The organism is Saccharomonospora cyanea NA-134, assembly GCF_000244975.1.
In the GTDB taxonomy this organism is placed as follows: domain Bacteria; phylum Actinomycetota; class Actinomycetes; order Mycobacteriales; family Pseudonocardiaceae; genus Saccharomonospora; species Saccharomonospora cyanea.
This window is the reverse complement of record NZ_CM001440.1, coordinates 2,642,109-2,665,355: the sequence shown is the minus strand read 5'-3', so window position 1 is coordinate 2,665,355 and position 23,247 is coordinate 2,642,109. Positions and strand designations below refer to the sequence as shown.

Sequence of the window (23,247 nt, the reverse complement as noted above, 5' to 3'; positions counted from 1 at the left end):
ATCAGATTGTGGAAACGGAGTGGACAGTTCCTCCGACCGGTGACACGAAAAAGCCCGCCCACTGGACGAACCAGCGGGCGGGCCGTAACGCCGGGTTTCAGCCGCCGAAGGTGTCGGGGTCCGGGCCCACCCGGACACCGGTCTCCAGCGCCGTGATGGTGGCGACGTCCTCGGCGGACAGCTCGAAGTCGAACACCTCGATGTTCTGCTTGATCCGGGACGGGGTCACCGACTTCGGGATCGTGACGTTGCCGAGTTGCAGGTGCCAGCGCAGCACGATCTGCGCCGGGGTCCTGCCGTACTTGTCGGCCAGCGAGGCCAGCGTGGTGTCGTCGAGCAGTCCCTTGCCCTGCCCCAGCGGGCTCCACGCCTCGGTGGCGATGCCGTGCTCGGCGTGGAACGCCCGCAGCTGCTCCTGCGGCAGGTTCGGGTGCAGCTCGATCTGGTTCACCGCCGGCACCACGTCGGTCTCGTCGAGAAGGCGGCGCAGGTGCGGAATCTGGAAGTTCGACACCCCGATGGCCTTGGCGCGGCCTTCGGCGTGCAGGCGCTGCATCGCCTTCCAGGTGTCGACGTAGCGGTCCTGCGACGGGACCGGCCAGTGGATCAGGTACAGGTCGACGTAGTCGAGCCCGAGGTGGGTGAGGCTCTCGTCGAACGCCGCGAGCGTGCTGTCGTAACCCTGCTTGTCGTTCCAGAGCTTGGTGGTGACGAACAGGTCCTCCCGGGCGACCCCCGACTCGGCGATGGCCCGCCCGACGCCCTCCTCGTTGCCGTACACGGCGGCGGTGTCGATGCTGCGGTAGCCCGCCCGCAGCGCCTCCAACACCGGCTCCACGACCTGGTCGGGCGGCACCTGGAAGACGCCGTAACCCAGCTGCGGCATCGCGGCGCCGGTGTTCAGGGTGATGTTCGGAACCTGTGTCATGGGATGGTGCTTCCTTTGCCGGTTGCGGTTCTGGTGGCGGCCTGACGGCCCCACATCATTGTGGTTGATGACGAACCGATTCAGCTGCGTCCGCATTCCGCGATGTGTCCCACGCCGCAGGCGACGCTCGCGGATGGTGCCCCGTCGTCGCAGCGGCCGGCCGGGCGGCTGTCGTGCCCTGGCGCGTCCCCTCGGCGACGGCTGGACGACGACTCGCTCACCGCGGCACTCGGCCGAGTGACCTGGTCACGCCACACCGGAGGACGTGAAGCACCACAGGCCCTGCGGCAGTTCCCCTGCCAAAACCCCCGGAGCGGCGAAGGTGCGCGGTCGTCGGACGACACCTGCACGTGAGTGGTCGTGATTGGCGAGTCTCAGCGGGGGTATGAGAGCAGAGGAACCACCCGGACCGGGTGCCACGGGCTCCTGTGCCGGGCCGCTGTGCGGTGAACGATCTGTGTGAGGTGCTGACATGTCCCAACCCGATCAGGCCACGAGGAGCCGACCGGCGGAGCGGGCTTCCAGCGACCCGTTGTCCTCCGATGCCGGCCGCATCAGCGTGTCCCAGAGCGTGGTCTCCAAGATCGCGGGCGTGGCCTGCCGGGAGATCAGCGGGGTGCACGACATGGGGACGACCGGTGGGCGCACGGTCGGCGCGATACGGGAACGCATTCCCGGCAGCTCCGGCCCCAGCGTGTCCCAGGGGGTCGGAGTCGAGGTCGGTGAGACCCAGGCGGCGATCGACCTGGACATCGTGGTCGAGTACGGCATCTCGATCGCGGAACTCGGCAGGAGCATCCAGCGCAACGTCAAGCAGACCGTCGAGCGGATGACCGGGTTGGAGGTCACCGAGGTCAACATCAACGTGGACGACGTGTACCTGCCGGACGAGGGACAGGAAACGCCACCGAGGGTGTCATGACCGCACCGCGCGGTCCTGGGCTCGTGGACGGTGTCGACGTCGACAGAGTCGCCGACACCACCCGAGCCTGCCCGGGAGTTCTCGGGCTGGAGGGCGGTGTGGCCAGGCCTGCCCAGGCGCCCGCCGTGTCGTATCTGCCCGGACGTACGGTGCCCGGTGTCCGGGTGGAATCGGACCGCGTGACCGTGCAGGTCATCGGCGAGTGGGGTGTCCCCATCCCGGAACTGGGCAGGCGCATCCAGGCGGCTGTCGCGCCGCACGTGGCGGGACGGCGGGTGGACGTGATCGTGGCCCGTCTTGCCGGAGCGCCCACCGAGCGCGCCGATTTCGAGTTCGAGTTGTGAAGGTGAGGACCATGACCCGCGCGTACATGGGAACGCTCGTCGGGGTGGCGTTCGGTCTTGCCTGGGCCTTCGGCGGTTTCGGGCAGATGCTGATCGTCCTGTTCGTGACGCTGATCGGCTACGTGATCGGCAAGGTCCTCGACGGGGACATCGACGTCTCCCGCTTCGTACCGGAACGACGCCAGAGCCGATGAGCGGCCAGCAGGACACCGCCCCGATCTCGGTGGGACAGGCCCGGCCGGGCCGCACGGAGTTCGGCCGCATCGACATCAGCGAGGACGTGGTCGCCAAGATCGCGGCGCACGCGGCGTCGGAGATCGCGGACGCCGGTTCCGCCGCGGTCGGCAGGCTCGGCCGGGCGCTCGGGCACCGGAGGACACCAGGTGTGCGGCGCACGAGCCTCGCGGTGGCGCCGAAGACGGTCGCGCGGGTCGACGGCGCCTCCGCTCGCCTGTCTCTGGTGATCAGTGTCCGGTGGCCCGCACCGGTCCCGCGCGTCTGCGCGGCGGTGCGCAGGCACGTCGGTGAACGCGTCGCGGAACTGACCGGACTGGTGATCACCGACATCGACATCGAGGTGACCGACCTCGCCACGGGGTCGACAGCGCGGACACGGACGGGGGACGAGGAGAGCGCATGAGGTTGCTCAATCGATTGCTGGCCACTCTGCTGTGTCTCGCGCTCATCGCCGGGAGTGTCCTGGTGATCGCCGAGGTGATCGCGGCCCTGCTCGACCGGGGACCGGCGGTGTGGGACTGGCGGGCCACTCAACGGTGGGCCGACGACACCGTGTGGCAGGACGTCGTGGTCCGGATCGTCTGCGTGGCGTTGCTCGTCGTCGGCCTCGTCCTGCTGGTCGCCGAGGTCAAGCGCCCCCGGCTGCGCCGCCTTCCGGTCGACCACGGGGCCGAGGCCGACTCCGGAGTCCGGCCGGTGGACACCGCCTACACTCGCCGCGGCGTGGCGGCGGCGGTGCGCTCGGCCGTGGCCGAGGTCGACGGCATCCGGGCGGCACGCGTGAAGGTGAAACGTCGCGCGGTGAAGGTCTCGGCGACCACGGGCAGCCACAACAAGGCGATGGTGCGCCAGCTCGACCGGACCGTGACCGAGGCAGCCCGCGAAAGCCTCCGGCGGCTCCAGTTGCGCTCGGCACCCTCGGTCTCGGCCCGCACACGGAGCGCATGATGCACGCCGACCGCACCAACCGCACCATCCTCCTCATTCTCGCCCTCGTCCTCGTCGCCGCGGGCGGCCTCGGTGGGGCAGCCTCCTTCGGCGTGTTCGGGAGCGGGTTCCAACGCCGGTCCCTGACCGACAACGTGGTGGCCGACTACGTCGGCCGTAACGGCTCCTGGCTCTGGCCGGTGGTGGCCGTTGTGGCGCTGGTGCTCGTGCTGCTGTGCCTGCGGTGGCTGCTGGTGATCCTCTTCTCCACCGACCGCACCGGGGACCTGGTGGTTTCAGCCGAAGGGCCGGGACGCACGATCCTGCTGTCCGACGCCGTGACGCGCGCCGTCACCGAGGAGATCGAGAGTTATTCCGGTGTGTCCTCGGCCGGTGCCCGGGTGATCGGTGATCCCGACGACTTCGAGCTCGTGGTCACCGCCACCGTCGAGAACAGCGCCGACCTCTCGGCGGTACGGCAGCGGATCGAGACGGAAGCGCTCGCCCACGCCCGAGCGGCCCTGGACGACCCCGGACTGCCGATCCAGCTCGATCTCACCGTCACTACAGCACGGTCGGCCCGCGTCAGCTGACGCCCCCGGGGTCGCTCCGTCTCCAGCCTGGACCACCGCGGCCGACGAGGCGACGGATGCCGCGGCGCGGGTTCGAGCCGGTCCGGAGGCGGCTGCAGGGGTCGGCGCCGCACGGACGATGCCGCCCCTCCGTCACTGTCAGGCCAGCGCGGCCTCGATGCGGGCGGCGGCAGCCACCACCTGCGTCCCGTACCGCGCACCGGGACTGGGTTCGAGTCGCTGGATCGGCGCCGACAGGCATACCGCGGCGACGACGTCGCCGTGCAGGTGCACGGGCGCGCTCACGGAACCCACTCCCGGTGCGCGGCCCTGCATGGTCTCCACCCAGCCGTGCCCGGCGGGATCGCGCTCCCCCAGCAGCACCTGCGCCGACGAGCCGTGCGGCAGCGGGAGCAGGCAGCCCTCCGGCTGACTGGCCCGCAGCTCCTCGCCGCATTCGACACTCACCACGCACAGGCGGTGGTCGGCACGTCGCACCCACAGTTGCACGCACTCCCCCGCCGTGGCGCAGAGTTCCTCCAGCACCGGGCGGGCGACCTCGGCCAGCGCGGAGGTGGCGAAGCGGGGGCCCAGGTGGAAACGGCCGTCGGTGTCACGCCGCAGCAATCCGTGCGCCGCGAGCGCCGTGACCAGCCGGTGTGCGGTGGACACCGTGAGCCCCAGCGCCCTGGCCAGCTCGCTCGTGCCCATCGGGCGGCTCTCCACGCAGTCCAGGATCGCCACCGACCGGTCCAGGACACCGACACCGGTGGTGGAGGAGCCCTTCACGACCGGCTCCGCACCACGGCCGGCGTGGCGGGAACCTTGGCCAACGCCGACGGCAGTTCGTGTCCGACCAGCCCGGCCAGCTCGTCACGCAACGGGCCGAGCTTCGCGGTGTCGATGCCGGTGTCGATGCCTTCCCGGTGGAACAGGTGGATCAGGTCGTCCGCGGCGATGTTGCCCGTGGCACCGGGCGCGAACGGGCAGCCGCCGAGACCGCCGAGCGCGGCGTCGAACCGGCGCACACCGTGACCGTAGGCCGCCCACGCGTTGGCCGCCGCCATGCCGTAGGTGTTGTGCAGGTGCAGCCCGATCCGCTCGATCGGGAACACGTCGCGCACGGCGGCGAGCGCGCGTGTGACGTCGCTGGGCGAGGCGGCGCCGATGGTGTCGGCGAGATGCAGTACCTCGACGCCGAGGTCGGCGTAGTGCCGGGCCACGCGCACCACCCTTTCGACGGGGGTGTCCCCGTCGAAGGGACAGACGAACGCCGTGGCGATGCAACCCTCCAGGCGGATCCCGGCCTCGCGCAGCACGTCGGCGGCACGCGCCAGCCTGCGCATCACCTCGTCGGTGCCCGCACCGGAGTTCGCCTCGCTGTGACCCTCGCTGGCCGACATGACCAGGCGTGCGTGGCGCGCTCCCGCCGCCACGGCTCGACGGGCGCCGCGTTCGTTGAGCACCAGCGTGTGGCAGGCGGCCCGCTGGTCCGCGAGACCGGCGACCACCTCGCCGGTGTCGGCCATCGTCGCCACCCTGGCGGGGTTGACGAACGCCCCGACCTCCAGGCTCGAAAAACCCGCTTCGACCAAACGTGTGGCGAAGCGGATCTTGGCCTCGGTGGGCACGACCACCGGCTCGATCTGTAGCCCGTCGCGCAGGGACACCTCGGTGATGAGCACCATGTCAGATCACTCCCTCGGCCCGCAGGTCGTCGGTCTCCGCCGCGGAGTAGCCCAGTTCCGCGAGCACCTCGTCGGTGTGCTCACCGAGTTCCGGTCCCAGCCACCGGGTCCGGCCCGGGTTCTCGGACAGCTTCGGCACCACTCCGGGGAAGACCACCTCGCGCGTCTCGTCCCCCTCGATGCGCACCCGGTGCCGTTCGTGCATTCCCCTTGCCGCGAAGTGCTCGTCGGCGACGATGTCGGGAATGTCGCAAATGGGTCCACTCGGGACGGACGAGTCCGCGAGTGCGGTGAGAACCTCCCGGCTGTCCCGCTGCCTCGTCCAGTCGTTAATGGCCTCGTCGATCTCGTCGGCGCGTCGTACCCGGCCCACGTTGCTCGTGAGTTCCGGATCGTCGGCGAGGTCGGCCCTGCCGACCAGCCGCATGAGGCGGTCGAAGATGGCGTTGTTGTTGCCGCCGACCACCACGTAACGACCGTCGGCGCAGAGGTACGTGTTCGACGGCACCACACCCGGGATCGTCGCGCCCGTGGCCTGCCGGGTGACGCCGAACGCGTCGTAGTCGGGCACCGACGACTCCATCAGCGAGTACACCGCCTCGTACAGGGCGACGTCGACGGTGTCGCCACCGTCGCCCGCACGCCGCCGCAGTAATCCCAGCAGCGCGCCGATCACCGCGTACAGGCCTGCCACCGAGTCCGCCAGGCTGACCCCGGTGCGCACCGGCGGCATGCCCGGGTAGCCGGTGAGGTGGCGCAAGCCCCCGAAGGCCTCGGCCACCCCGCCGAAACCCGGCCGGTCACGGTAGGGGCCGGTCTGCCCGAACCCGGAGATCCGCACCAGCACGGCGTCCGGGTTGACGCGTCGGATCTCCTCGGGGCCGAGGTTCCACCGCTCCAGGGTTCCGGGCCGGAAGTTCTCCAGCACGATGTCGGCGTCCGTGACCAGCCGCCGAGCGACGTCCTGTCCCTTGGCGGAACGCAGATCGAGCGTCACGGAACGCTTGTTGCGGGCCATGGTGCGGAACAGCAGTGACACGTCACCGCCGTGCAACCGCCAGGTGCGTAACTCGTCGCCTGTTCTGGGCCGCTCCACCTTCACGACGTCGGCTCCGAAATCGGCCAGAATCCGGCCTGCCGTGGGGGCCGCGATGAAGTTCCCGAGTTCCACCACCCTGACCCCGGTCAGTGGACCGTTGCCACTGCGTGTCATCAGCTCGTCTCCAGCTCTCGCAGGTCCGTGCGATGTCCGTCTTCGCCAGTCCCCGCGTCGCTTTGCCAGTATTCGGCAAACGTCTTGCTCTATCTGGCAAGGGGCCAACATAGTCCCGGGCTCGCGGACAAAACAAGGCCTTGATCTCGGCGGAACGAGGGCTAGACTGCGCCCGTCCGTCTTCGTCGCCGCGCGAGTGCACCGATCCACTCGCGGCGTCCACAGTCGACGCGCGCGATGCACAACAGGAGTCGGTGTGGAGCCGACCCGACGGAAGCGGACCCGTATGTCAGACATCGTTGTCTTCGCCAACACCGCGATCACCATCGTCGGTGTGGTCGTGCTCATCCTCAAGGCGAAGGTCAGCCCGGCCATCGCCCTCGTCATCGGCGCGCTGTATCTGGGGCTGGTCTCCGGGCTCGGCCCCGAGAAGACCATCACGTCGATCACCACCGGCTTCGGTGACCTGATGGCGGAGGTCGGACTCCTCATCGCCTTCGGCGTGCTGCTCGGCTCACTGATGACCGCGCTCGGGGCCATCGAGAAGCTCGTGGCGCTGCTGGTCCGGACCTTCGGCCCACGCGCGTTGCCCTACACGTTCGGAAGCACCATCGGCACGGTCCTGCAATCGATCTTCGCCGACGTCCTGCTGGTGATCACGGCTCCGCTGGCGAGCCGCCTGTCCCGCCAGATCGGCCCCTACGGTGCGGCCCGGATGTGCGCGGCCATGGCGCTCGGCATCGAGGTCGGCCTGGTGTTCGTACTGCCCGGCGTGGGGGCGGTCGCGCTGGCCGGGGTGATGAACCTGTCGTTCGGCACGATGTTCGTCTTCGGCGTGGTCACGGCCGTGTTCACCATCGTGACGACGCTGGCGCTGTTCACCGCGCTCGCCAAGCGCGGCCTGTGGAAGCCCGAACTGGACGAGACCGAGGAGCTGCCGGTCGCCGAGGACGTGGAGCAGCCCGTCCCGGAGGGTGGCGAGGACGGGCGTGGGCTCCCGCCGCTGCGCCTGTCACTGGCCCCGCTGCTGCTGGCACTGCTGCTCATCGCCTTCGGTGCCATCGCCGAGATGGTGGGCTTCACGTCCCCGGTGGTCGACCTGCTCGGCAACCCCGTGGTGGCGCTGCTCATCGGCCTCGTCGGGGCGCTCGTGGTCGCCCGCCGGACCCTGCCCGCCGAGCGTTCGGCGGCAGCGTTCCGCCGCGGTTTCCACGAGAGCGGGCAGATCCTGATCCTGACCGGCGTGGGCGGGTCGCTCGCGCAGACCGTCAAGGACATCGGTCTCGGCGAGCTGCTCAAGGGCTACTTCTCCACCAGCACGGTGCTACCGCTGCTGCTGGTGTGGCTGGTGGCGGCCGTGCTGCACATCGCGATCGGCTCGGTGGTGCTGGCCTCGATCACCGCGGCGGGTGTGCTCGGGCCGGTGATGCCGCTGCTGGGCATCGACCCGGTCTTCGTGGCGCTGGCCGCCGGAGCGGGCTCGCTGTTCGTCATCCACGCCACCAGCAACACGTTCTGGCTGTTGCAGACCCTGCTGCCGCAGACGACCCGGGGCGCGCTGAAGTCGGTGACGTTCACGGTGTCGTGTGCGTCGGTGATCGCCATGGTGCCGATCCAGCTCATGGCGCTGGTGTTCTGATCACGTCCGCGGCACGGCGGAGGGATCCATGTAGATGAACGACCACTGGTGGCCGTCATGTACTTGAAGCCCTCGTCGTCCGCCTCGCCCAGTGACCGAGCTCCGGCCTCGATCGCCTTGTCCGCCAGCTCGTCGACTTCCTGCCTGCTGGTGACTCAGCCGCGTCCGTCGATCTCCCGCCAGAACCGGTCGACCCGGGCGTTGAAGAGGTCCGGCACTTCCTGGAACGGCTGGTGCGCCTCGCCCGGCAGTACCTCGAAGACCGCGCCCGGGATGGCTTCGGCGACCTGCCTGCCGAGGTGGGGCGGCGTGGCGAGGTCGAGCTCACCGGCCAGCACGAGCGTGGGCGCGGTGATGCCGGGCAGCCGGTCGAGGGTCTCGTGGGTGGCGAACGGCGCGAGCTGGCTCTGGAACGCCTCCGCGGACTGGGGATGCGGGAAGGCCAGCGCCTCGTCTATCAGCCGGTCGACCGTGCCGTCGGCGTGGGCCCGCCGGGTGTAGATCCACAGGTAGAACGCTTCCAGCATGGCCCGTTCGTCCGGTGCCCGGTCCACCATCCAGTGCCAGAATCCCGTCATACGGCGGAAGTAGGGATCGGGGCGGGAGAACGTGCTCATCAGCACGAGACTGCGCACGAGCTCGGGGTGCCGCAGCGTCAGCTCCTGGGCGATGAGGCTGCCACCGGAGAACCCCGCGACATGGGCCGCGCGCACGTCGAGTGCTCTCAGCACCGCCGCGGCGTCGTCGGCCATCATCGCGACGGTCAACGGCTCGTCGGGTAGGGGCGTGCGGCCCGCACCGCGGTTGTCGAAGGCGGTGACCCGGTAGTAGTCGGACAGTCCGTCCAACTGTGCCCGCCACGCTTCGGCGGGGTCGCCGAGCCCGGCGACGAGGAGCACGTCGGGGCCCTCACCCCGCCGTTCGACCCAGATACGGGTGCCGTCCGCATCGATCATTTCGCCCGTCATGGAACCTCCCCGGGGTGGGTTTCGTGGATGAGTGACGACGGAGCCGCATAGCGGCGCCGGGAATAGACCCGGGGTGCCTCCGCCCATCGGGCCCCGCCGGGCATCAGCCGGGCGTGCGTTCGAAACCCGCGAGCAGCTCCTCCAGCGCCTGCTGGTCAGGGCCCACGAACGCGCGCGAGCCGGGAGCCGCGGCCAGCATGTCGAGCATCGTGTCGGTGCGACCGATCGCAGGCGGCAGGTGGGTGCTGAGGACGAGTTCCGGTTCCGTGACCTCCAGCGGTCGGATCGTGGCGAGGTATGCCGCGCGGTCCACGTTCTCGATCCACGGGCTGTCCACCGTCGCCCACAACAGTTGCGCCGCCCGTAGCTCGTCCGGCGGCACGTCGAAGGCGTCGTTGCCGCCGGCTATGTCGGCGCTGGCCATCGGTGCTCCGAAGCAGTCCGAGCTGAAGCAGGCGCGGGAGCGCGGGTCGTAGAAGCCCACTGTCGCCGGGTTGTCGAACAGCGGCGGACGAAACGCGAACAGCGTGCGGTCGCCCACGTCGAGTGTCTGGCCCGGGTTGACCAGGAACACCCGGTCGAGAGGCAGCGGCCGTTCGGTGGACATGATCCCCATACCGAGGAACGTCGTGACCACCTTCGCGGGCGGGGCGGCGTCGAGAAGGTCGAACAACGCGCCGGTGTGGTCGCGATCCGGATGCGTCAACCAGATCCACCGCACGTCGCTCGGGTGGATGACCGAGCCGAGTGCTTCCATGAACCCGCGCCCGGGCAGGCTGAGTCCGGTGTCGACCACGACGGGTTCGGCCGCTCTCAGTACGAACGCGTTGACTGGCAGGAAACCGAGTCCGGGCACGGCGAGTGGATCGCTGAGCATGCTGATGTCAGGTGCGATGTGATGGATTCGCATGAGGTTCTCCGTCGGGAGCGGTCTGCGGGCGTCGATGTCGCCTCCGCCGTCTCTGCACCTCGGTAAGCACGGTGCGAACACCGCGACGACGAGCACGGCGAGTACCCGACCGTTCGGATGCTCGTCCTGTGGTGGGGCAGCGTCAAGGTGGGGCGCCGTCCGAAGCGGATCGAGTGGGTGTGCCCACGGGATGTGACGCGTGGCGCATGAGCTGCCGAAACACCCGCCCCATGTGGGTTATACGCATTGTTAACAGTTCGCTGTCACGAACGACGTTCGAAGGAAGGCACGAACGCTTCTGGCGTTGCTCGAACCAGGGCCACGACACGGCTACGACCTCGAACGGGCCTACGACGAGCGTTTCGCCCAGGGCAAGCCGCTCGCCTACGGCCAGGTGTATTCGACGTTGTCCCGGCTGCTGCGCAACGGCCTCGTGGAAGAAGCCGGAGTCGAGCAGGGCGCGGGACCGGACCGCAAGCGCTACACAGCTTCCAGGTCTGCTCCATCGACGGTCAGGCCGGTTCGGTGCGCGGCGGGACCGGGAGGGTTCCGTTGTCGTGGAGGTGCGTGCGCGCCGCGGCGATGGCCTCGGGGGTGGTCGCGAAAACCCGTCCTTCCTCAGCGAGCCGGGTGATCACGCCCAGGGCCTCCAACGGCTTGTGGTGGCCGTCCCGGATCCCGGAGACGTAGACGACGATGCCCCGGTGCTCGAGCTTCTCGATGGCGTCCTTGAGCACAAGCGCGCCGCTGGCGTCGATGGTGGTGACGCGGGACATCCGCAGGATCAGCGCCGACATGTCCGTGACGTCGGGCAGCTCCAGCAGGAACCGGTGCGCGGCCGCGAAGAACAGCGGCCCGTCGATGCGGTAGGCGACGATGTGCTCGGTCAGGAGGGCGTGCTCCTCGTCGGTCGTGGCGCCGGGGAGGTCGCCGATGAGGTCGACCTGGTCGAGCCGTGCCTGCCGCGCGATGGACCGCAGCGCGAGCGTGCCCGCCATGAGCATGCCGAGCAGCACCGCGTAGACGAGGTCCAGTACCACGGTGGCCACGGCCGTCGAGACGAGTACGACCGCGTCGGGCCGGGTCGCCCTCGCCATCGCCTTGACGCTGCCGACCTCGACCATCCTGACCGCCGTGGCCAGCAGCACGCCCGCGAGCGCGGCCAGCGGAATCGCCGACACCAGGGGCGCGGCGGCATAGACGATGACGGCGAGGACGGCGGCGTGGGCCAGCGACGCGAGCCGCGAGCCGGCTCCGGCTCGCACGTTCACGGCGGTGCGCGCGATCGCGCCCGTGGCGGGCACACCGCCGAACAGCGGGGCCGCGAGGTTGGCCAGACCCTGCCCGAACAGCTCACGGTCGGGATCGTGTTTCTGCCCCACCGTCATGCCGTCCGCGACGGAGGCCGACAGCAGCGATTCGAGAGCGGCCAGTGCCGCCACGGCGAGCGCGGAGGGCAGCAGCGCGGAAACGGTTCCGAGGTCGACGAAGCCGAGCGACGGTGCGGGCAGCCCGGCGGGTAGCTCACCGATCGGTGTCACGTTCCATCCGACGAGTTCGACCACGACGGTCGCCGCGGTGATCGCGAGAATGGAGAACGGTACACCCGGACGCCAGCGGGCACCGGCGAGCATCACGACCGCCACCGCCACCGCCACGACCACCGACGTCCAGTCCGGGTGCCGGGCGAACGCCTGGACGGCCTGCCAGGTCGACGTGAGGACGTGCTCGCCGCCGACCTCCCCCACACCGAGCGCGTTCGGGATCTGCTGCAGGCCGATGACACAGGCGATACCGAGGGTGAAGCCTTCCACCACCGAGGCGGGGATGTAGCTCATGAACCGCCCCGCGCGGGCGAACGCGAGCACGACCAGGATGACGCCTGCGATCAACCCGACCGTGAGCACACCCCCGGCACCGTGTGCTGCGGCGATCGGAACGAGGACGACGGTCATCGCACCGGTGGGTCCGGAGACCTGCACGTTCGACCCGCCGAACACCGCGGCGAGAGCACCGGCGACCACGGCGGTCGCCAGCCCGGCCTCCGCGCCGAGTCCCGAGGACACTCCGAACCCGAGCGCCAGCGGCAGCGCGACGATCGCCACGGTCAACCCGGCAAGCAGATCGCGGCGGGGATTGCGCCGGATCGCCTGGATGTCGGCGCGGCCGGGCAGCATGGACCACAGCCGCTGCCACGCGGCGGGCGACGTTCGGGTCATCGGGTGTCTTCCGCGCGCAACTCGTCGAGCAGTTCGTTCTGCCCGGCGAGCATCTCGGTGAGGATTCGCCGGGCCGCCCGCATCAGGTCGGCGACGTCACCACCGGCGAGCGCGTAGACGACGGTCGTGCCGTCGCGCGTGGCTGTGACGATGCCCGAACGCCGCAGCACGGCCAGCTGTTGCGAGAGGCTGGGGGCCTCGATCTCCATGGCAGCCCGGAGTTCGTGGACCGGCTTGGGCCCGTCCTGGAGTAGTTCGAGGACCCGGATTCGCACCGGGTGGCCGAGCATGCGGAAGAACTCGGCCTTCGCCTGATAGAGCGGTACGGGCACGGCACTCCCCACGCCTCGGGAACAGTGGCCGCTCCATCATGTGAGAAATTGCAGAATTATGCAATTGTGCTTCTGGTCACCGCGTGTCCTTCCGAGGTGCCGGGCCCGGTTCTGAGGTCGGGACCCGGCTGCCACGGGAGTTACCCGGCGGAGGGGGTGGCTGCCGGGGCGGGCCGGTAGCACAGGCAGACCACACCGGAGGGGAAGGTCGTCGTGTTGAGGAGTTCCAGCCGGACGGGCCCGAGGCCGTCGAAGACCCGTGGCCCGGCCGCCCACAGGTAGGGGCTGACGTTGAAGCGGAACTCGTCGACGAGGTCGTGTGCGATGAGGTCCCGGGTCAGTTCGCCCGCGCAGGGAACGATCAGGTTGCCGTCGTGTTCGTCCTTGAGTCGGCTCACGCTCTTGACGAGGTCGCCGTCGAGCAGGGTGGCGTTCCATTCCAGTGGACCGGTCAGCGACCGGGACGCGACGTACTTGGGCATGCCGTTCATCCGGGCCGCGTACGCCTCGAAGCCGGGGACGTCGGCGAGTTGGGGCCAGGCGGCGGACAGTCCCTCGTAGGTCTTGCGCCCGAGCACCATGGCGTCGGCCGCCTGCCACATCTCCAGTCCGGCCTGCATGCTGCCGGGGTCGGTGACCAGCCATCCCTGCGGTTCGGGTGCCGGTGCCTGGAAGGCGCCGTTGGCGGTCACGGCGATGTTGACGATCAGTCGTCCCACGAGAAGCTCCTCGCGTCGGTGGTGTGCTCGGTGGTGTCGGTGCCGTGTGGGTCCGCGGTGAGGGTCGCCGCGAGCTTGTCCAGGCTCTGGCCGAAGCCGATCTCGATGCCCGCGATGAAGTCGGCGGAGTCGACGGTGCTGCCGGTGATCCGCCAGTGGGCGTCGAGTTCGGTGCCGGTGCCGGTGCCGGTGCCGGTGCCGGTGGCTCGGAGGTCGAGGGTGACGTGCGCGGTGAAGGCGGTGCTGCCGTCGGGAAGCAGCGGGGAGAGCCGGTAGGCGATGCGCTCACCGGGGCGCAGGTCTTCGACGACTCCCTCCGCGCGTCCGGCGACCGGGTCGGAGCCGCCGGTGTCCTCGGCGTCGCGGTACTCCTGGACGATGCGCCCGCCCGGTCGTGCCTCGAAGACGAGTTCGGAGACCCGCAGGTCGTCGGGTGTCCACCAGCGGGTGAGCAGTGCGGGATCGGTCAGGTGGCGCCAGACCGTCTCGGGGCTGCCCGCCAGCGACCGGCCGAACCGGAACGAGCGGCCGTCGGCCCACCCCGGTTCCCCGGCGGCGCGCCGTTCCACATCGAGGCTTGCCTCGTAGCGGTCGTAGGTCTCGCGCGGACCACCGATCTGGTCGGCGGTGTCGGCGAGCCGGTTCAGGGTTGCCGCCAGCTCCCGCAACGGGCCGGGCCGGAGGGCGTAGATGCGGCGCTGGCCGCTGCGCTGGGAGGTGACGACACCGGCGCGTTCGAGGGTCTGTAGGTGTTTGGTCGTCTGTGGCTGGCGGGCCTCGGCGAGCTGGGCCAGCACACCGACCGGGCGCGGCCGTTCGGCCAGCAGCCTCACGAGTCGCCAGCGGGCCGGATCGGCCAACGCGGCGAGGAGCGGAGTGTCCATGGACGGAAGTCTTCTTGAGGAAGAATATTCCCGTCAAGGAATAAAAGCTTCTCATCGGAGCGGACCCTCCCGGGCGACACATCGAAGTAAAGGTCGACTGCCGGGCGCCGATTCCCGTGTCCGACCTGCTCACGTGGTGTATACGCCTGGTGAATACACCGAGTGTATAGTTCGGGGCACAGGTGCTGATCCAGGAAAGGAGGGTCCATGTCGGTGTCACGAACGCTTCTGGCGTTGCTCGAACCGGGGCCACGACACGGCTACGACCTCAAACGGGCCTACGACGAGCGTTTCGCCCAGGGCAAGCCGCTCGCCTACGGCCAGGTGTACTCGACGTTGTCCCGGCTGCTGCGCAACGGCCTCGTGGAAGAAGCCGGAGTCGAGCAGGGCGCGGGACCGGACCGCAAGCGCTACACCATCACCGACGCGGGCGTCACGGACGTGGACAGCTGGCTTGCCACGCCGGAGGACCCGCAGCCGTACCTGCAGAACACGCTGTACACCAAGGTGGTCCTGGCGCTGCTGTCCGGCCGCAGCGCCCACGACCTGCTGGACACGCAGCGTTCGGCCCACCTGCGCCTCATGCGCGAGCTGACCCGGCGCAAGCGCGACGGCGACCTGGCCGACCAGCTCATCTGCGACCACGCACTGTTCCACTTGGAGGCCGACCTGCGATGGCTGGAACTCACGGCGGCCAGGCTCGACGCGTTGAAGGAGGCGGTGCGCTGATGGCCGAGTCACTGCTGGTGGGCCGCGACCTGCACAAGGCCTTCGGCCCCACACAGGCTCTCCGAGGCGCCGACGTCGCTGTGCACGCGGGCGAGATCCTGGCGGTCATGGGGCCGTCCGGTTCGGGCAAGTCGACGTTGCTGCACTGCCTCGCCGGCATCATCGCGCCGGACTCCGGCACGATCCACTACCGGGGCCGCGACCTGGCTGCGATGAACGACGGCGAACGCAGCGCGTTGCGCCGCACCGAGTTCGGGTTCGTCTTCCAGTTCGGCCAGCTCGTCCCGGAACTCACCCTGCTGGAGAACGTCGCGTTGCCGCTGCGGCTGGGCGGTGTCCGACGCAAGGCGGCGGAGGCCACGGCACGGGAGTGGCTGGATCGCCTGGAGGTGGGCGAGCTGGGCGACCGCCGACCGGGCGACGTCTCCGGAGGGCAGGGGCAACGCGTCGCGGTGGCGCGCGCTCTGGTGACCAGGCCGAAGGTCGTGTTCGCGGACGAACCGACCGGGGCTCTGGACTCGCTCAACGGCGAGAAGGTCATGCAGCTGTTCACCGACGCCGTGCGCGACACGCAGGCCGCCGTCGTGCTGGTCACCCACGAAGCGCGAGTGGCCGCGCACTCCGACCGCGAGATCGTCGTCCGTGACGGCCGGGTGGGTCACCCGGAGCTGGTGGCATGATCCGCGACCTGTCGCTGGGGCTCCGGCTGGCCGTCGGGGGCGGCCGGGTCTCCGGCCAGGCCCTGCTGAGACTGGCCATGACCACACTGGGGGTCGCGCTGGTCGTCACGGTATTGCTGGGGGCCGCGTCGGTGATCAACGTCGTCGACGAGCAACAACAGCGGGAAGCCGGGCAGGTCCCGCTGACCGAACCGCAGTCGGGTGTCGACCCGCTGTATCGGCTCGACTGGTTCATCGACGCCGGGGAGGACTACGTCCAGGCCGTCGTCGTCGCGCCGAGCGGGGACAACGCACCGGTGCCGCCCGGTCTCGACCGCATTCCCGACCCTGGTGAAGTCGTCGCCTCCCCCGCAGCCGCGGAGTTCCTGGCATCTCCCGAGGGGCGGCCTGCGCAGGCTCGCATCGACGGCACCGTGGTCGGCGAGGTCGGCAAACCGGGCCTGACCACGGCCAGCGACATCGTCGTCTACGTCGGAGCGCCGCTGGAGGAGCTGCGGACCGCGGAGGACGTGGAGCAGGTCTACGGGTTCGGAACGGAACGCAGCGGTGTGGAGCTGAACGTCACCACGGCGGCTCTCGTCACGCCGCTCGCGGTCATTCTGCTGCTCCCCTTGCTGATCTTCGTCACCACGGCGTCCCGGATGGGCGCCGCGCAACGGGAACGCCGGCTCGCGGCGTTGCGGCTGCTGGGCGTCAGCAGCCGTCAGGTCCGCCGGATCGCCGCAGCGGAGTCGCTGCTCGGTGCTCTCGCCGGGCTCCTGGCCGGTGGCGCGCTGTTCGCGGTGTTGCGTCCGCTGATCGGCCGGGTCGAGCTGTTCAGCCTGCGGTTCTTCCCCGAGGACTTCACCCCACCCCTGCCCGCGGCCGTGGCGATCGCGGTGCTCGTGCCCGCGCTGGCCGTCGGCGCGGCCGTCTTCGGGCTGCGCCGCGTCGTGGTCGAGCCGCTCGGTGTGGTCCGCCAAGGCCGCACTCAGCGCAGGAGGATGGGCTGGCGCTGGACCATCGCCGGGCTCGGTGCCGCACTGATGGCCGCGACCCTCTTCGTGGAGGAACGATCCGACACCGAGCTCGTGAGTATCGTCCTGGCCACCGGCAGTGGCCTGCTGCTGGTCAGCGTCGCGGCGTTGCTGCCCTGGGCGGTCGAGAGGCTGGTGGCCCGATTGCGCGGCGGCTCGCCCGCGTGGCAGTTCGCCATCCGCAGGCTCCAGCTCGAGAGCGGAACCGCCAGCCGGGTCGTGTCGGGACTCGTGGTCGTGCTGGCCGGGGCCATCTTCGTCCAGACCCTGGTCGGCGCGGTGGGCACGCAGGAGCCTCGGGGCAGCCGCTGGCAACCCACACCGGCTGTGGCAGCGGAACTCTTCTTGCCCGCTGAGCACGTCACGGAGGCACAACACCTGCTCGCCGACACAGCCACGATCACCGACACCCACCACGTGGTGCGCGCGACGCTCGAATCGGTCGACGACTCCGGCGAGGGCGCGTTCGTGGAGATCGGTGACTGTGCGGCCCTGGCGACCCTGGCGGATGTCGGCGCGTGCGCCGACGGTGACGTGTTCGTCGTCGGCACCGACGAGGGTGCTGACAGCGCCGACGTTGAGCGGCACGCCGGTGAACCGATGCGGTTCGTCGACTACACGACTGACGAACCGGGATACGGTCCGGCCTGGACCGTGCCCGGCGACGCTCGCCCCGTTCCCTCGGAGAAGGCGACTCGCGCGGTCGTCGGGAGTGTGCTGGCCACTCCCGGAGCTTTCGCGGGCATCGAGATACCGGACGCGCAGCAGATGCTGTACGTGATGGGCGACGGTGACCGCACCGCCACCTACGAGGCGGCAGCGGTGGCGATCAGCCCGTTGAAGTGGGACGTCGTCATGACGTCAGGGCCGGGCATGTTCGAGACCGAGCGGCTCGACGAGGTGACGAGCACGATGAAGGGCCTGCTGCTCACCGCATCGCTCTTCGTGCTGGCCGTGGCCGCGCTCTCGCTGCTGTTGCTGTCGATCGAGCAGATCGTCGAGCGGCGCCGCCCACTCGCGGCCCTGTCCGCGTCGGGTGTTCCGCTGTCGGTGCTGGCGCGCAGCGCGCTCTGGCAGAACATCGTTCCCGTCGCGGTCGGCGTGGTGCTCGCCGTGGGCGCGGGACTGGCCGTCACCCTGCCCACGCTGCGCTACCTCGGCCTGGACCTTCGCCTGGACGTCGGGCTCGTGGGGATGGTATGTGGGGCCGCCGTCCTCGCCGTGCTGGTGGCGACGGCGCTCAGCCTGCCCTTGCTCCGGCAGGTGACCAGGTTGGACGCGTTGCGGTCCGAGTGAGGAGCACGGGTGGTGCGGCGGGGTTCGCCCCCGCACCACCCGTGCTCGGCGGCGTCAGGCGGTGACCTGGTCCGCTACGCCGGGGTTGTTCTCCCCCGGCACGGACAGCGCGGGCAGGCCGTTCTCGATCTGCTCGCGGTCCGGTTCCAGCCACGGCGGGAGCTTGAGCGCGCGGCCCAGCTCCAGCAGTGGCTCGTCGGCGGTGAACCCGGGTTGGTCGGTCGCGATCTCCAGCAGCGTCCCGCCGGGTTCGTGGAAGTAGATCGACCGGAAGTACTGGCGGTCGCGGATCTCGGTGACGTCCTCGCCGCGGTCGACGAGTTCGTCGCGCCAGCGCTCCTGCGTGGCGTCGTCCGGCGCGCGGAAGGCGACATGGTGCACCGTTCCGCCCGCCACCAGGCCGCGTGGCGCGGTGGCGTCCACGAGTACGTCCACCAGGGCGCCGGGTTCGCCGTCCCCCGCGGCGAAGCGGAGTCTGGGCCCGTACTGCCCGGTGAGGCTCAGGCCGAGTTCCTCCAGCATCGAGGCGGTGCCGGACTCGTCGGCGGTGGACATGGTCACCGAGTGCAGTCCCCGCACTGCGTGCTCGGCGGGGACGATGCCGTTGTCCCACGGTGCGCGCGGATCGTCCTGCCGGTGGGCGACGAGCATCAGTTCCAGCCCGTCCGGGTCGTGGAAGGTCAGGGTCGCCTCGCCGTCGCGCTCGACGACCTCACCTGCGTCGGTGCCGTGCTGTCGCAGGTGTCGCCGCCACCAGCCGATCGACTCCGCGGGCACGGAGAACGCCGTGGTGGTGGCCTGGCCGTGCCCGCGCCGCCCCGGCGGCACCTTCCCGAAGGGGAAGAAGGTCAAAAGGCTGCCAGGCCTTCCCTCCTCGTCCCCGTAGTACAGGTGGTAGACGTCGGGGTTGTCGAAGTTCACCGTGGTCTTGACCAGCTGGAGCCCGAGGGTCCGCAGGTAGAAGTCCGCGTTCGCCTGCGGGTCTCCGGCGATGGCCGTGACGTGGTGCAGGCCGCTGCTCGCGAGTGTCATGGAACAGTCCTCAGACGCTTGCCGTCCGGCTTCAGTCCTGCTTGATGGCCGAGATCTCGAACTCGAGGACGACCTTGTCGCTGACCAGCACGCCGCCGGTCTCCAGGGCCGCGTTCCAGGTGACACCGAAGTCCTTGCGGTTGATGGTGGTCGATCCCTCGAAGCCGACGCGGACGTTGCCGAACGGGTCGAGGGCCTGACCCTCGAAGGTCAGCGGGATGGTGACCTGCCGTGTGACGCCCTTGATGGTGAGGTCACCGGTGACGTCGAAGCTGCCCTCTCCGGTCGAGGCGATCCCGGTGGACCGGAAGGTGATCTCCGGGTACTCGTCCATGGCCAGGAAGTCGTTGCTGCGCAGGTGCCCGTCGCGGTCGGCGTTGCGGGTGTCGATGCTCGCGGCCTTGATGACGAGCTCCACCGACGAGTCGGCGGGGTTGTCGCCGTCGATCCTGGCGGTGCCGTCGAACTCGTTGAACGCGCCGCGCACCTTGGTGACCATGGCGTGTCGGGCCACGAAGCCGATGCGGGTGTGCGAGGGGTCGATGGTGTAGGTGCCGGTCAGCTGTGTGTAGTCCACGCTCGCGGTCATGTCCGTGCCTCCAGATTGTTGACGTGTCATCCTGACACCTCCTCCAACATAGGTGACGCATCAACAATTCCCGGTAGAATGAGATTCATGACACGCTGGCTCGACGATCACGAACAACGCGCCTGGCGCGGCTACCTCACGATGCACGCCCAGCTCACGGCGCGCCTGAGCCGTCAGCTACAGGCCGACTCGGGCCTGTCCATGTCCGACTTCGAGGTGCTCGTCCAGCTCACCGACCAGCCGGAACCCCGCATGCGCGTGGGACAGCTCGCCGCGGCGCTGCAGTGGGAGAAGAGCAGGCTCTCCCACCACCTCGCCCGCATGCAGAAACGCGACCTCGTCTGCCGCGAGGACTGCCCCAGCGACGCCCGCGGTGCTTTCGTGGTGCTCACCGCCCGTGGCCGTGAGGCGATCGAACAGGCCGCGCCCGGCCACGTCGACACCGTGCGCGACCTGGTGTTCGACCAACTGACCCCCGACCAGGTCACGGTGTTGGCGTCGATCGCCGAGCGCGTCCTCGACCGGCTGGAGGCCACTGCCCCGGACGCCGGGCTGGAACGTGTGCCCCGTGGCCCCCAACGTGGCGCGGTGTGAGGCGTCCTTCCAGGTATGACGGTGCACAGGGAACTCGCGTGGGACGGGTGCGTCAACGTTCGCGACCTCGGGGGGCTGGGGAAGATCAGCCGCGGTGCGGTGGTCCGTATGGAAGCCCCGACACACCTGAGCGAACGCGGCTGGGCGGCGGCCTGGGGCCACGGAGTGCGCACAGTCGTCGATCTGCGCAACTCCGACGAGATCGTGCCGAACCGGGTGCCGACGCCGCCGGGTATCACGACCGTGCGGGCGCCACTGGACCCAGTTGGGACGCCGTTCTACGAGCATTGGATGGAGATCGACAGACTCGCCTCGCCGTTGTACTTCCCGGTGCTACTGGCCGAACACCCGGAGCTCGTGATCAACGCTGTGCGGGCGGTCGCCAACGCGGCACCGGGCTGCGTGGTGTTCCACTGCGCCGGCGGCAAGGACCGGACCGGGTTGCTCGCCCTGGTGTTGCTCGCGCTGGCCGGGGCGACACCGGAAGACATCATCGCCGACTATCTGCTGACCTACCACCGGATGAAACAGCGATTCGACGAGCTCGGCGTCCGTGATCAACTCACTGCGGTGAGTGAATTCCTCGCTGAACACGGCACCACCATCGAGAACTCACTGACCTCGACGGTCGAGTCACTGACCATGCCCGAGTTCCTTCTGGAGAACGGTCTGTCCGAGACGGAACTCGCCGCCCTGCTCACCCGCTTGGCCACCTGAAAGGGCGCCCGCGCGGCTTCCGTCAGGACGCGAGACTCCGACGTCTTCCGGACCAGTTCGACGTCCAGCGCGGCATCGCAGAAGTGACCGACCGTGGTCGGGACAAGTTTTCTACCTCCGTTGGGGCTCAGGCGCAGACCATCGCGGCGCCTGAGCCCTAGTGCTGGTGGTTGCCGCCTCGCAGGGCGAACGACAAGATGGCTCAAAACCCAGACCTGACTGGCCCGGAACTCAAGGAGCGGCACTATGTCGGACAGGGCAACCGTCATCATCCTGATAACGCTGGCGGTAACCGCAGTCACGACTATTGTTGTTGGAGTTCTTTGGTATCTCCTGAGGGGACCCCGGGCCGGAGATGGTACCTATAGATTCCATGCCACCGGCGGCAACGGCAATTTCGCTGTCGCCGGATCGTCTATGCCAGTAGTGCTTTACGGGAGGCGACTGGAATAAGACCCACTGTGCATCTCTTTCAGGGTTGCCGCGATACTCGCCGAAGGAAGATATCCACAATAACCTGCTCCGGGGAGCATGGAGAGTGCCCCATCAGCCAACCTCCCCGGCTTCCCTCTGCACCATGCCACTTTCGTCGGAGTAATGGCAACGATCATGTCCCATGGGTACTGTTGCAACAGAACAGAATGGGAAACTGATCACACCATTGCGTCATCGATGCTCTCGTAAACGGAAGAGGCCCCTGCTGCGCCAACATGGTCTTTAATTCCATAGCCGTTGCCCAAACTGGACACCAAGACGAACCCTTAACCGCAACAGGGAAAGTCGTGGTGACTGGGGACGAGATCGGTCCAGACTGGCCAAGTCGCGTGCGAAGTTCGTAGGTTTTCTCCGCTACATCCGCCGCAGGAAAGTAGAATACGGTCCCGCGCGGCTTCCGTCAGGACACGAGATGCCCCGGCGCGGCCAGCCGTGCCGGGGACGAGAGCCCTGCGGGCGTTCCGGCGTGGTCCCACAGTTCCAGGGAGATCTCCGGCGACAGTGCGTGAAGGAAGTCGCGCGCGTCGAAGATCTCGCCCGCGGACGCGACACCGACCGTCCTGGTCCGTCCGGCGAGGATGCGGTCGACCGCTTCCACCGCGAGGGACGCACTGACGGCGTAGATGTCCTGACCCCTGGCCACAACGCGTCGTTCATCGCCACCGGAGCGCACGACGACGTCGACGAGGAAGGTCTGGTCAGAGCGCCCACGCTCGTCGACCGCGGTCGGGGTCGGTGTCTCGGAAGCCGACACGTCTCTCGCCGCCTCGACCGTCATGTAGGTGCGCACCTCGGGGACAGGCAGGTGACTGGGGATGGTGACGACGTCGGCCATCGTGAACTCCCCGATGACGTCCCGGGGCCCCATCGGGTCGGGGAACGGCCATTCCAGGGTCGGCGGCTCGTCCTGGCGGTACTCCAGCCGTCCGTTCGTGTAGCGGACGCGTCGGCCGCCTCGCCGTTGCCGGGAGACGGCGCCCGCGGCCCGCGTCCCGGCGGTGGGGTGCCACCCGCTCAACGCGTATGCGACGTGCACTTCGTCGGCGACGGTCCAGTCACCCATCGCGGCGGTGGTCAGCAGATCACCGAGTCCACCGTAGAAGGCCATCGCAGGGACGATCACCGACCCGGCGGCGCGGGCACGGTCGGTGAAGTGTGTGAACGTGTCGACGTTGGCTTCGATCTCGGCCGCCACGTCCACGTACGGGATCCCCGCGCGCAGAGCCGACTCGATCACGGGTGCGGCCGTCGTGGCGTACGGACCGGCGCAGTTGATCACCGCCGCCGCGCCGGACAGTGCGCGGTCGAGCGAGGCCGGATCATCGACCGTCGCCGGGCGGGCGTCCAGTCCGGACTCGACCGCTGCCAGTGCCGCCAGCTTCGCGGCGTCGCGGCCGGACAGGATCGGGACGAACCCGCGCCTTTTCAACTGTGACACCACGAAACGCCCGGTGTGTCCGTATGCGCCGAACACCACCACCGCAGACCCCGCGTTCATGAACTCTCCCTGCTCGAACCATCCGCTGTGTTCTCTCGGTCCCATCCTGGCAAGGGCGAACGTGGCCTACGAGTGTCTGGAACGCCATAATCCATACAA

The 23,247-nt window shown here is 69.3% G+C and carries 25 protein-coding genes and 1 pseudogene; 13 read left to right on the top strand and 13 right to left on the bottom strand.

Annotation, left to right across the window (positions count from 1 at the left end; genetic code table 11):
• Positions 1-97 precede the first annotated feature (97 nt).
• On the bottom strand, positions 98-928 hold the full coding sequence (locus SACCYDRAFT_RS12560; RefSeq protein ID WP_043536439.1) for an aldo/keto reductase: 831 nt from the start codon (positions 926-928) through the stop codon (positions 98-100).
• 472 nt (positions 929-1,400) lie between these two features.
• Here SACCYDRAFT_RS12560 and SACCYDRAFT_RS12555 point away from each other — a divergent pair, with 472 nt between their 5' ends.
• From SACCYDRAFT_RS12555 to amaP, 6 genes are read left to right on the top strand one after another with little or no spacing between them, the layout of a single operon-like run.
• Positions 1,401-1,850, top strand: coding sequence for an Asp23/Gls24 family envelope stress response protein (locus SACCYDRAFT_RS12555; RefSeq protein WP_005456624.1), 450 nt, complete (start codon positions 1,401-1,403; stop codon positions 1,848-1,850).
• Complete coding sequence (locus SACCYDRAFT_RS12550; protein WP_005456622.1) at positions 1,847-2,194, top strand: Asp23/Gls24 family envelope stress response protein; 348 nt, start codon at positions 1,847-1,849, stop codon at positions 2,192-2,194. The genes SACCYDRAFT_RS12555 and SACCYDRAFT_RS12550 overlap by 4 nt, the downstream gene beginning before the upstream one ends.
• A gap of 11 nt (positions 2,195-2,205) precedes the next feature.
• Positions 2,206-2,388, top strand: a complete 183-nt coding sequence (locus SACCYDRAFT_RS12545) for a DUF2273 domain-containing protein (RefSeq protein ID WP_005456620.1) — start codon at positions 2,206-2,208, stop codon at positions 2,386-2,388.
• Positions 2,385-2,834, top strand: a complete 450-nt coding sequence (locus tag SACCYDRAFT_RS12540; protein ID WP_005456618.1) for an Asp23/Gls24 family envelope stress response protein — start codon at positions 2,385-2,387, stop codon at positions 2,832-2,834. The genes SACCYDRAFT_RS12545 and SACCYDRAFT_RS12540 overlap by 4 nt, the downstream gene beginning before the upstream one ends.
• Complete coding sequence (locus SACCYDRAFT_RS12535) at positions 2,831-3,379, top strand: alkaline shock response membrane anchor protein AmaP (RefSeq protein WP_005456612.1); 549 nt, start codon at positions 2,831-2,833, stop codon at positions 3,377-3,379. Before SACCYDRAFT_RS12540 ends, SACCYDRAFT_RS12535 begins: the two co-directional genes overlap by 4 nt.
• Positions 3,379-3,951: an alkaline shock response membrane anchor protein AmaP gene (gene amaP / locus SACCYDRAFT_RS12530; RefSeq protein ID WP_005456610.1), complete on the top strand. Its 573-nt coding sequence runs from the start codon at positions 3,379-3,381 to the stop codon at positions 3,949-3,951. Before SACCYDRAFT_RS12535 ends, amaP begins: the two co-directional genes overlap by 1 nt.
• Positions 3,952-4,089: 138 nt before the next feature.
• On the opposite strand, the gene SACCYDRAFT_RS12525 is transcribed toward amaP, so the two are convergent.
• Genes SACCYDRAFT_RS12525 through SACCYDRAFT_RS12515 form a run of 3 tightly spaced genes read right to left on the bottom strand, consistent with a single transcriptional unit; the run spans position 4,090 to position 6,831 of the window.
• A complete protein-coding gene (locus tag SACCYDRAFT_RS12525) occupies positions 4,090-4,719 on the bottom strand; it encodes an IclR family transcriptional regulator (RefSeq protein WP_005456605.1) in 630 nt (209 codons plus the stop codon).
• Positions 4,716-5,618, bottom strand: coding sequence for a hydroxymethylglutaryl-CoA lyase (locus SACCYDRAFT_RS12520; protein ID WP_005456604.1), 903 nt, complete (start codon positions 5,616-5,618; stop codon positions 4,716-4,718). The genes SACCYDRAFT_RS12525 and SACCYDRAFT_RS12520 overlap by 4 nt, the downstream gene beginning before the upstream one ends.
• A 1-nt stretch (position 5,619) precedes the next feature.
• The gene (locus tag SACCYDRAFT_RS12515) at positions 5,620-6,831 is read right to left on the bottom strand and encodes a CaiB/BaiF CoA transferase family protein (RefSeq protein WP_005456602.1); all 1,212 of its coding nucleotides are present in this window, start codon (positions 6,829-6,831) and stop codon (positions 5,620-5,622) included.
• A 286-nt stretch (positions 6,832-7,117) separates the two neighbouring features.
• On the opposite strand from SACCYDRAFT_RS12515, the gene SACCYDRAFT_RS12510 reads away from it, so the two are divergent.
• On the top strand, positions 7,118-8,470 hold the full coding sequence (locus tag SACCYDRAFT_RS12510) for a GntP family permease (RefSeq protein WP_043536432.1): 1,353 nt from the start codon (positions 7,118-7,120) through the stop codon (positions 8,468-8,470).
• A 155-nt stretch (positions 8,471-8,625) separates the two neighbouring features.
• Here SACCYDRAFT_RS12510 and SACCYDRAFT_RS12505 read toward each other — a convergent pair whose 3' ends face one another.
• Positions 8,626-9,438, bottom strand: coding sequence for an alpha/beta fold hydrolase (locus SACCYDRAFT_RS12505; RefSeq protein ID WP_005456600.1), 813 nt, complete (start codon positions 9,436-9,438; stop codon positions 8,626-8,628).
• A 103-nt stretch (positions 9,439-9,541) separates the two neighbouring features.
• Positions 9,542-10,348 carry an MBL fold metallo-hydrolase gene (locus SACCYDRAFT_RS12500; protein ID WP_005456599.1) on the bottom strand — a complete coding sequence of 269 codons (807 nt, stop codon included), beginning with the start codon at positions 10,346-10,348 and terminating at the stop codon, positions 9,542-9,544.
• A 298-nt stretch (positions 10,349-10,646) separates the two neighbouring features.
• Between SACCYDRAFT_RS12500 and SACCYDRAFT_RS25855 the strand changes: the two are divergent.
• Positions 10,647-10,862: pseudogene (locus SACCYDRAFT_RS25855) on the top strand (PadR family transcriptional regulator); the annotation flags it as partial.
• Here SACCYDRAFT_RS25855 and SACCYDRAFT_RS12495 read toward each other — a convergent pair.
• The 4 genes from SACCYDRAFT_RS12495 to SACCYDRAFT_RS12480 all read right to left on the bottom strand — a co-directional run bounded on the left by SACCYDRAFT_RS12495 (position 10,861) and on the right by SACCYDRAFT_RS12480 (position 14,502).
• Positions 10,861-12,567, bottom strand: coding sequence for a SulP family inorganic anion transporter (locus tag SACCYDRAFT_RS12495; protein ID WP_005456598.1), 1,707 nt, complete (start codon positions 12,565-12,567; stop codon positions 10,861-10,863). The pseudogene SACCYDRAFT_RS25855 and the gene SACCYDRAFT_RS12495 overlap by 2 nt on opposite strands.
• The gene (locus SACCYDRAFT_RS12490) at positions 12,564-12,899 is read right to left on the bottom strand and encodes an ArsR/SmtB family transcription factor (RefSeq protein WP_005456597.1); all 336 of its coding nucleotides are present in this window, start codon (positions 12,897-12,899) and stop codon (positions 12,564-12,566) included. The genes SACCYDRAFT_RS12495 and SACCYDRAFT_RS12490 overlap by 4 nt, the downstream gene beginning before the upstream one ends.
• 140 nt (positions 12,900-13,039) lie before the next feature.
• On the bottom strand, positions 13,040-13,618 hold the full coding sequence (locus tag SACCYDRAFT_RS12485; RefSeq protein WP_005456596.1) for a dihydrofolate reductase family protein: 579 nt from the start codon (positions 13,616-13,618) through the stop codon (positions 13,040-13,042).
• Positions 13,606-14,502, bottom strand: coding sequence for a metalloregulator ArsR/SmtB family transcription factor (locus SACCYDRAFT_RS12480; protein WP_005456595.1), 897 nt, complete (start codon positions 14,500-14,502; stop codon positions 13,606-13,608). Before SACCYDRAFT_RS12480 ends, SACCYDRAFT_RS12485 begins: the two co-directional genes overlap by 13 nt.
• Before the next feature lie 207 nt (positions 14,503-14,709).
• On the opposite strand from SACCYDRAFT_RS12480, the gene SACCYDRAFT_RS12475 reads away from it, so the two are divergent.
• From SACCYDRAFT_RS12475 to SACCYDRAFT_RS12465, 3 genes are read left to right on the top strand one after another with little or no spacing between them, the layout of a single operon-like run.
• Positions 14,710-15,231 carry a PadR family transcriptional regulator gene (locus SACCYDRAFT_RS12475; RefSeq protein WP_005456594.1) on the top strand — a complete coding sequence of 174 codons (522 nt, stop codon included), beginning with the start codon at positions 14,710-14,712 and terminating at the stop codon, positions 15,229-15,231.
• Positions 15,231-15,911: an ABC transporter ATP-binding protein gene (locus SACCYDRAFT_RS12470; protein WP_005456592.1), complete on the top strand. Its 681-nt coding sequence runs from the start codon at positions 15,231-15,233 to the stop codon at positions 15,909-15,911. Before SACCYDRAFT_RS12475 ends, SACCYDRAFT_RS12470 begins: the two co-directional genes overlap by 1 nt.
• Positions 15,908-18,223: an FtsX-like permease family protein gene (locus tag SACCYDRAFT_RS12465; protein WP_005456590.1), complete on the top strand. Its 2,316-nt coding sequence runs from the start codon at positions 15,908-15,910 to the stop codon at positions 18,221-18,223. Before SACCYDRAFT_RS12470 ends, SACCYDRAFT_RS12465 begins: the two co-directional genes overlap by 4 nt.
• 54 nt (positions 18,224-18,277) lie before the next feature.
• Here the strand turns inward: SACCYDRAFT_RS12465 and SACCYDRAFT_RS12460 are convergent, their stop codons facing one another.
• Both SACCYDRAFT_RS12460 and SACCYDRAFT_RS12455 read right to left on the bottom strand, forming a co-directional pair.
• On the bottom strand, positions 18,278-19,255 hold the full coding sequence (locus SACCYDRAFT_RS12460; RefSeq protein ID WP_005456588.1) for a ring-cleaving dioxygenase: 978 nt from the start codon (positions 19,253-19,255) through the stop codon (positions 18,278-18,280).
• A 31-nt stretch (positions 19,256-19,286) separates the two neighbouring features.
• Positions 19,287-19,844 carry a YceI family protein gene (locus SACCYDRAFT_RS12455; protein ID WP_005456586.1) on the bottom strand — a complete coding sequence of 186 codons (558 nt, stop codon included), beginning with the start codon at positions 19,842-19,844 and terminating at the stop codon, positions 19,287-19,289.
• Positions 19,845-19,931: 87 nt separating this feature from the next.
• Between SACCYDRAFT_RS12455 and SACCYDRAFT_RS12450 the strand changes: the two genes are divergently transcribed.
• On the top strand, positions 19,932-20,438 hold the full coding sequence (locus SACCYDRAFT_RS12450; RefSeq protein WP_005456584.1) for a MarR family winged helix-turn-helix transcriptional regulator: 507 nt from the start codon (positions 19,932-19,934) through the stop codon (positions 20,436-20,438).
• A gap of 15 nt (positions 20,439-20,453) precedes the next feature.
• The gene (locus SACCYDRAFT_RS12445) at positions 20,454-21,155 is read left to right on the top strand and encodes a tyrosine-protein phosphatase (RefSeq protein ID WP_005456581.1); all 702 of its coding nucleotides are present in this window, start codon (positions 20,454-20,456) and stop codon (positions 21,153-21,155) included.
• A gap of 895 nt (positions 21,156-22,050) precedes the next feature.
• Here the strand turns inward: SACCYDRAFT_RS12445 and SACCYDRAFT_RS12440 are convergent.
• On the bottom strand, positions 22,051-23,148 hold the full coding sequence (locus SACCYDRAFT_RS12440; RefSeq protein WP_005456572.1) for a saccharopine dehydrogenase NADP-binding domain-containing protein: 1,098 nt from the start codon (positions 23,146-23,148) through the stop codon (positions 22,051-22,053).
• Positions 23,149-23,247 lie beyond the last annotated feature (99 nt).